We start from the raw sequence: 2,681 nt of genomic DNA, 5'->3' as shown, positions 1-2,681 counted from the left end.
TTTAGAGATAGTTCTTTCTCTCAGCAGGCCACATCAGGCCCTTTGGAATTATACGCCTGGATTTGTCCACAGAACAGGAAACAAATCCATGATACCGAGTCATTATAAACGTTCGGTTCAAATTGCCAAAGAACAAAGAATAATTGATAATCGGTTAAGGCTTCAACATAAATGAAACCAGCGTTCTAAACTAGCACCTTTTTATACTTGTTTTGTCTGAAACATTATATTCGAATTGTAAGGTTGTGCTATAGTCAAAGCTGAAAAAAAATTGATTCGTTAAAAACGTTAATCTTTTTCCAGTTTCAGCATCAAAAAATTTAATCCATTGGGGTTTAATATTTAAAAAAACACTACTTTCATTTCCGTAAAATAAACTTTCCCCTCATGTCCTTGATATTAATAGAACCCATGCACCACATGGCCACCTGCAATTCTTTCTTGAGAGCTGATACGCCTTTTATGATCTCCTCCAGAGAGTGCGAAGCCCAAAGCAGAAAAGGAAGGGCCATTGACACAAGATTGGCACCCATGGCCAGTGCCTTGGCAATTTCGACCCCGTTCCTTATACCTCCAGAAGCTATCAGGTACTGCTCATCACGCAAATGCTTTCTGGCAATGAGTATACTCTCAGCCGTCTCTATACCCAAGCTTTCATACAACTCATAATTTTGGCCTGATATCAGGCCTTCGATCCTGGCCCAGTTTGTCCCGCCTAAGCCGGCCACGTCCACCCCCCGGATGCCATTTTTTGCCGCCGCCCATTTCACAACGGACTCTGGAATGCCGGTCCCCACCTCCTTTAGCATGATAGGGTAAGGAAAATCCGCGCTTATTTTTTCGAGCTCTTCCAGAAGACCCCGAAAGTCCTTTTCGCCCCCCTCTTGGAGGACTTCATGGAGAGGATTGATGTAAAGGATCAGACCGTCCGCCTCGATAGATTCAACTGCCTTCAGCAGATAATCCTTCCCCCTTTTAACGTGTACCAGGCCGACATTGGCCAAAAGGGGAATATTCGGCGCAATATCCCGCAAAAGATAAGAATCAGGGGACGATATGTTGTCGAGCATCAGTTTCTGTGAACCGACCGCCATGGCCAGCCCCATACGCTCTGCCGCCTCGGCCAGATTCCTGTTTATCCTCCGAGACAAGCCACAGCCACCGGTAAGCGGCGCAATCAGCAATGGCAGGGAGAGGGTTTTCCCCAGGAATTCACATTGCAGATCCATCTCGGAAAATAAAAAATCCGGCAAGGCCACGGTTAATCTAACTTTTTCCAGACCGTTGGAAACGGTTGTTTGCACATCGTGCTTAAGGCATACCTTGATATGACGACTTTTTATTTGTTGTGATGCATGGTCCATGGGCCCTTCTATCTTATCTGCCTAAGCTTATTCGGTTCCACCCCACCTTCGGTTCCACCCCACCTCTTGAACAGGTCGGCCTCAATGGAAAACTGATCCAGAACCTTGCCAACTGTCTGGTTTACTATGTCATCGATAGTTTTAGGTATATGATAAAAAGCCGGCATCGGCGGCATAATGATACCACCCATCCTTGTTACCCTGAGCATCAGATCCAGATGCCCTTCATGCAAGGGTGTTTCGCGGACCACCAGCACCAACTTCCTCCGTTCCTTCAAAATTACATCGGCGGCCCTTACTAACAGAGTCTCATTGTAGGAATTCGCAATGGCGGAAAGTGTCTTTATGGAACAGGGCGCCACGATCATCCCCTCTACACGATAGGAACCGCTGGCCACAGAAGCGCTGACATCCCTGAAATCATGCACATAATTAGCCATCGCTTTGAGCTCATCAAGCTTATAGCGTGATTCAATGCTAATATTTCTCACGCCCGATTCGGAAATGATAAGATGCGTCGGCACACCAAGCTTTGTTAGTGTCTCCAGAGTTCTAACACCATATATTATTCCTGATGCACCTGTTATGCCTAATATGATTCCTTTCATTTTAAAACCTCCTCCTTATAATGAAATTTTGATATTTTTTTGATACGTTCTTTTTCAGAGGAGGTCAGTTTAGCAGCAGTAGTATATTTCTCATAATACCATCGGCTATATTGTTCATGTAAAGGACCTCTCTGTTGGGTTTTCAGATGTAACATTAATGGTAAAACCCTAAATTGCAAACTGTCGTAGGATTTCGGTGTTTAACTGATCCATTTTACCTTTAACAGGAGATTGTTGTTCATAGACTTCAGCAATTTGTTTTCTGATTTGAGTCAAATAATGATTAACAGTATTCCCATTTAAAATTGTTTATTTCATAAAGCAAATCATATGCCATAAAGAAAGCAAATCATATGCCATAAAGCTTATCGTATTAAATAAATCACTTATATAAAGCAAAATTCTCATAATTTCAGTTAGTTGCTCTATTTTAGCCCACGGCCATAAAATATTTAAATTGAAACTTACAACTACCAGTATTTACTGGTAATGCCAGTATATATCGCTATATTAAGCTTCCGAAGGCAATAATTTGCTTGGCATTTTATCGCCTTCGGGATAGAAAGAGCAAGCTGCTGAATAGCGCACTTTATCCATGGAAAACCTTTTGAAATTAAACTTCGACCTGTTTAAAAGAATATGAATAACAGCCAAAAAGCGAAATTACGTTTCTTGAAAACATCGGGTATCATATAGAAGGATTACTCGA

At 42.3% G+C, this 2,681-nt stretch carries 2 protein-coding genes; both read right to left on the bottom strand.

Annotated features, from left to right (window positions below; all coding sequences use genetic code 11):
* Positions 1 to 359: 359 nt before the first annotated feature.
* Positions 360 to 1,364: a type 2 isopentenyl-diphosphate Delta-isomerase gene (gene fni / locus VXK47_RS19050; RefSeq protein WP_435550371.1), complete on the bottom strand. Its 1,005-nt coding sequence runs from the start codon at positions 1,362 to 1,364 to the stop codon at positions 360 to 362.
* Between the two features lie 8 nt (positions 1,365 to 1,372).
* Positions 1,373 to 1,972 carry a UbiX family flavin prenyltransferase gene (locus VXK47_RS19045; protein WP_435550370.1) on the bottom strand — a complete coding sequence of 200 codons (600 nt, stop codon included), beginning with the start codon at positions 1,970 to 1,972 and terminating at the stop codon, positions 1,373 to 1,375.
* Positions 1,973 to 2,681: the final 709 nt, after the last annotated feature.

Origin of the sequence: Desulfobacterium sp. N47 (genome assembly GCF_051233685.1) — a bacterium.
GTDB lineage: Bacteria > Desulfobacterota > Desulfobacteria > Desulfobacterales > RPRI01 > RPRI01.
The sequence above is the reverse complement of the archived record's forward strand: the minus strand, read 5'-3'. Positions and strand labels throughout refer to the sequence as shown.

Bases quoted from the DNA above. Each gene is read 5' to 3' on its own strand.
- fni (WP_435550371.1), bottom strand. From the start codon at position 1,364: ATGGACCATGCATCACAACAAATAAAAAGTCGTCATATCAAGGTATGC.
- VXK47_RS19045 (WP_435550370.1), bottom strand. From the start codon at position 1,972: ATGAAAGGAATCATATTAGGCATAACAGGTGCATCAGGAATAATATAT.